4 protein-coding genes and 1 pseudogene are annotated in these 4814 nt (G+C 52.5%); 3 read left to right on the top strand and 2 right to left on the bottom strand.

Annotated features, from left to right (window positions below):
* Positions 1-619 precede the first annotated feature (619 nt).
* From ltrA to V7080_RS24115, 3 genes and pseudogenes are all read left to right on the top strand, one after another.
* A complete protein-coding gene (ltrA, locus tag V7080_RS24105; RefSeq protein ID WP_312809500.1) occupies positions 620-2125 on the top strand; it encodes a group II intron reverse transcriptase/maturase in 1506 nt (501 codons plus the stop codon).
* Between the two features lie 72 nt (positions 2126-2197).
* Positions 2198-2654: pseudogene (locus tag V7080_RS24110) on the top strand (IS5 family transposase); the annotation flags it as partial.
* Between the two features lie 430 nt (positions 2655-3084).
* Positions 3085-3384 (top strand): hypothetical protein, encoded by a 300-nt coding sequence (locus V7080_RS24115; protein ID WP_085987739.1) that lies wholly within the window; start codon positions 3085-3087, stop codon positions 3382-3384.
* A 219-nt stretch (positions 3385-3603) separates the two neighbouring features.
* Here V7080_RS24115 and V7080_RS24120 read toward each other — a convergent pair whose 3' ends face one another.
* Both V7080_RS24120 and V7080_RS24125 read right to left on the bottom strand, forming a co-directional pair.
* Positions 3604-3933, bottom strand: a complete 330-nt coding sequence (locus V7080_RS24120) for a four-helix bundle copper-binding protein (protein ID WP_024162553.1) — start codon at positions 3931-3933, stop codon at positions 3604-3606.
* Between the two features lie 185 nt (positions 3934-4118).
* On the bottom strand, positions 4119-4814 hold a 696-nt coding region (locus tag V7080_RS24125; RefSeq protein ID WP_334190922.1), incomplete at its 5' end, for a heavy metal sensor histidine kinase.

Raw genomic sequence — 4814 nt, forward strand, 5'->3', positions numbered from 1 at the left:
CAGTATTACTTCGGCAGTGCGACCTGAAAGTCGCATGGGTTTCTGTTCCGCAGGTTAACGCCCGACGGAACCGACTGTTCCACCACTCGTTCCCTACCCAGACAGGCGTGGCCGGTAACAGCCGGGTCTGAAGCTCTGGGGACAATGTAACCGCCGATATTTCGGTAGGTCGAACCGCGAGGCCAGACTGAATCTGCCAGCATCAAGGCGGAGAGGCGCTAGGGATGAACGGGTACGGCTAACACAAGTGAACCTCATATAAACGTCGTCATAGTAGCCAAGCCAAAGATGCTGACAGGCTTGTACCAAAAGGTGCGCGGCCAGGCAGGGGCTCTTACCGATAGCCCCTCGTGGATGTGGTGCCGCCGGCGAAATCGAGGAGCCCGACCCGTTCGGAAATCCATGCGGAACAGGGTAAGCCCGTAGCGTTGCCGACTTCGGCAGGTGAGCTGTAAAGCAAGCTGTTGATGCTGCGGGTAAAGGAATGTGGAAAAAGCGAAGGTCACCCTGTAATGGGGTGAATACAGATTGAAACATCATCTGGCGCGAAAGCGAGCAGACTTCCACACGGTCTTCCATGGCGAGAAAACCTGATCAATCGTTGCACGGAGGAAAGCAGATGGCAGTGCTCGCACCCAATGCGCAAGCAACGGCGAGCACTGGTGCGCCTTCGAACTTCATATCGGCCTGGCCCCAACACTGGAACCAGATCGAGTCGCAAGTGAAACGACTCCAGGTCCGTATCGCCAAGGCAACACGAGAAGGCAGGTGGGGCAAGGTGCAAGCCTTGCAGCGACTGCTGACTCGCTCGTTCAGCGGCAAAATGTTGGCCGTGAAGCGAGTGACGGAAAACAGAGGCAAGAGAACACCGGGCGTTGATGGCAAGATCTGGTCGACTCCGGTGGCTAAATCGACGGGAGCACAAGCGTTACAGCATCGGGGCTATCGGCCTCAACCGCTGAGACGCATCTACATACCCAAAAGCAATGGCAAGAAGCGTCCGCTGGGGATTCCAACGATGCGGGATCGTGCGATGCAGGCGCTGTGGAAACTGGCACTTGAGCCGGTTGCCGAAACGCGTGCAGATCCCAACTCCTATGGATTTCGGCCGCAGCGATCCACTGCCGATGCAATCGCACACTGCTTCAATGCACTAGCGAAACGTGGTTCGGCGCATTGGGTGCTTGAAGGTGACATTCGAGGCTGCTTCGACAATATCAGTCACGATTGGCTGCTCACCAACGTACCCATGGATAAGGTGGTTCTGCGCAAATGGCTTCGAGCGGGGTATGTCGATCAGGGAGCCTTGTTCGCAACGGAGGCAGGAACCCCGCAAGGGGGGATCATCTCTCCGGTACTTGCGAATTGGACGCTGGATGGCCTGGAAGATGTCGTCCATGCAAGCGTGGCTTCGACAGCGCGCAAGCGTAAGCCATTCAAGATACACGTCGTACGATATGCCGATGACTTCATCATCACAGGGGCCACGAAAGCTGTTTTGCAACATCAGGTTCGTCCTGCAATTGAGGCGTTCCTGAAAGAGCGAGGCTTGGAACTCTCTGATGAAAAGACTCAGATAACGCATATCTCGCAAGGCTTCGATTTTCTGGGCCAGAACGTACGCAAGTACGCCGGCAAGCTACTCATCACTCCGGCTCGCAAGAGTGTGAAGGCATTGCTGGATAAGGTGCGGGAAATCGCGAACGCAAACAAGACGGCGACTCAAGCTAACTTGATCTTGACCCTGAACCCGGTGATCCGAGGATGGGCCATGTATCATCGCCATGTTGTCGCCGCCAAGCGTTTCGCATGGATCGACCATCAGATTTGGCAAGTGTTATGGCGCTGGGCAGTTCGCCGGCACGCCATGAAAAGTGCCCATTGGGTAAAACAACGCTACTTTCGTGTCGTGGGTCAACGGCACTGGGTTTTCGCCACCCAGGAGAAAGCGCGCGGCATGAGTCAACCCGCTTGGCTGTATGCCGCCGCCAGTGTTTCGATCGTGCGGCATATCAAAATATGCAGTGCAGCGAACCCGTTCGATCCGGCATGGACGTTTTACCTTGAGCGCCGAAGAGCGCATCGTCAGGTTACCCAGTCTCACTCAGGCTGCTGGAAGGCTTGAGCCGTATGAGGGGTGACTCTCAAGTACGGTTCTTAGGGGAGGCAGGAGTGGTAACACTCCTGCTTTACCCGACTGAAGGCCCACATCGGCGCATGCCGAGTCCGGCCTGGTGCACAGCGTGGTAGGGACGGCAGCGAACGTTGCAGACGTCACCCAGGTCGACAAACTGCTGCACGGTGAGGAAAACATGGTCGGTGCCGACGCGGGCTACACCGGCGTAGAGAAGCGCCCGGAACATGAAGGCCGTGAGGTGATCTGGCAGATCGCGGCCCGTCGTAGTACGTACAAGAAGCTGAGTAAGCGCAGCGCGCTGTACAAAGCCAAGCGCAAGATCGAGAAAGCCAAGGCCCAGGTGCGTGCCAAGGTCGAGCATCCGTTCCGGGTGATCAAGCGCCAGTTCGGTTATGTGAAGACACGCTTCCGTGGCCTGGCGAAGAACACGGCGCAGCTGGTGACATTGTTTGCCCTGTCGAACCTGTGGATGGCGCGCCGGCATTTGCTGACGAATGCAGGAGAGGTGCGCCTGTAATGTGGGAAATGGCCGCTGAGAGGTGTTCGCGGCGGCTAAAAACTCAGAAATGAGCGGATGACTTGATCGATTTTGGTCGAATCGCCGCTTCTAAAATTGGCAAGGGCAGAAGTCGGCCGGAAACACAGGGCTACTTCAGACCATCCCTAGAATAAATTGGCTCACGGCATAAATGCTAGTGTTGTCTTGAGATTCTGTTGCGCTTGGGGGAACTACGCCTTGTTCGAGTATCCGCTTCTTGCTGCCGGAATTTGAAGACCACGAGCAGCAGCCATCGAACAAAAATTTCTGCTGTTTTTCAGTGCAAGTGATGAGGTTAAGAGCACATCACACGTAAGCTCCGCTTAGCATTAATGTAATATAAGACTCAGCTTTGTGTAAGGTTGACACCTTTAAACTATCCAACATCAATGACCAAGAGGTGTTAACGATGAAAAAATTTGCGGCAGTTCTTGCTGTTGGCATAGCCGTAAGTTCCTCCTTCGCAATGGCTGAGGTTGATAGAAACTCAACGATGCAGCATGACTATGCTGCAGTCGAGGGTAGACAGGCTTTAAAGGTTCTTCTTGAAAGCGGTGATGTACTAAGTGTGACGCCAATGGGCGAAGATAGTATTCTAGGCTGGCCAAGCTATCGTGCGCAGCCATACGAAATCAAAATTCGTACTCCTGATGGAGTTGTCCACTCAGTGGAGTTCCGTAGCGCGCCAGTTGGCATCAATAACGGTTAATTATTTATAAGGGAATTAATACGATATAAGCCAATTGTATGATCGTTACGATTGGCTTATGACTGATTTTTCAAATGGCATTCTTTTTTTTGCACAAGAGTAACAATAGAAGCCAAGGCGTCATTTCAGTGGGTAGAGCGTAGGTGTCCTGCCACTGAATAAAAGCGCTTTCCTACCAAGTCCATAAGATACCATCTTGGCAGGAAAGCGGCTTGCTGGTTATACAGCCATACGTTCACATTCCTCAGCGCACTTCATACAGGCTTTCGCGCACTCTTGGCAGTGATCCATCTGATGCTTGGCACACTCTTCACCGCAGGCTCGGCAAATTTTTGCACACAATGCACAGAACTCTTTAGCCAACTCGCTCTGGCGACTCATGAGTCTGGCTGCCAGAGCACATATGTCAGCACAATCTCTGTCGAGCTCAATGCAACGGGCCATCGTTTGTACGTCGTCTTCAAGTAAACAGGCAGATGCGCATGCTTCGCAAACTAGAGCGCAGTTAGAACAAGCTTGAATGCAGCTATTGAACATTGTTTCAGTCATGACTTCCTCCAAAGTTCGTATTTTAGCGTATAGTCTTGAGCTGGCCTGAGGTGATCCTCTAGCAGCTCATAAATCCGACATATTCAGAGTTCGTCCGTTCCAATGGTTAACATTACAATCGTGTAAGGTCCCTTATGATCGCTATGCGGCTGATTTTAAAATATTTACCTTTATTCGATATTTTATTATTGGCGGGGAAATTCCATGTGAAAGCCCGTCACGCCGTCTAATGAGGTGCACCAGATTCTGCCTTTATGGGCCTCAACAATAGATCTGGTAATAGCCAAGCCGAGGCCAGCGTTGCTTGGACTACCCTCGCGCCGGGCAGGATCGACCCGATAGAAGCGATAAAAGAGCTTGTCCAGGTGCTCGGGCTCGATCGTCCCTCCGGGATTCTCGACGCTGAGGGTTACCGTTCTTTCCGCCTCGTGAATCGTTACAGAAATAGTTTCCCCTACCGGGGTGTAACGCAGCGCGTTGGATAACAAATTGGAGACCGCTCTATCAATCATTAATTTATCTCCCAGCACATTTCCTGCGCCTGAGACTGAGAGACGGATATCGCGTTCGTCAGCCACTAAGTGGTAATACGCAAGCAGTTTAGCAACGACATCAGCTAGTTCGATAGACGCTTGTTCGGGAATAATCAAGCCGTTGTCGGATTTGGCCAAAAAGAGCATGTCGTCAATAATGCGTGACATACGCTTCAACTCCTCTAGATTGGAGTAAAGATTCTCCTCATAAGCATCAATATTCCGCTTTTTGGTCAGCACCACCTCGGTGTGGGTCATGAGGTTGCTAACAGGGGTTCGCAGTTCATGAGCAATGTCCGCCGAGAAATTGGAAAGCCGAACAAAGGCATCTTCCAAGCGATCTAACAT

This window comes from Noviherbaspirillum sp. (assembly GCF_036846085.1).
Taxonomy (GTDB): domain Bacteria; phylum Pseudomonadota; class Gammaproteobacteria; order Burkholderiales; family Burkholderiaceae_D; genus Noviherbaspirillum.

Excerpts from the sequence above, each read along its gene's own strand:
- V7080_RS24115 (WP_085987739.1), top strand. The coding sequence starts at position 3,085 with ATGAAAAAATTTGCGGCAGTTCTTGCTGTTGGCATAGCCGTAAGTTCC.
- V7080_RS24120 (WP_024162553.1), bottom strand. The coding sequence starts at position 3,933 with ATGACTGAAACAATGTTCAATAGCTGCATTCAAGCTTGTTCTAACTGC.
- ltrA (WP_312809500.1), top strand. The coding sequence starts at position 620 with ATGGCAGTGCTCGCACCCAATGCGCAAGCAACGGCGAGCACTGGTGCG.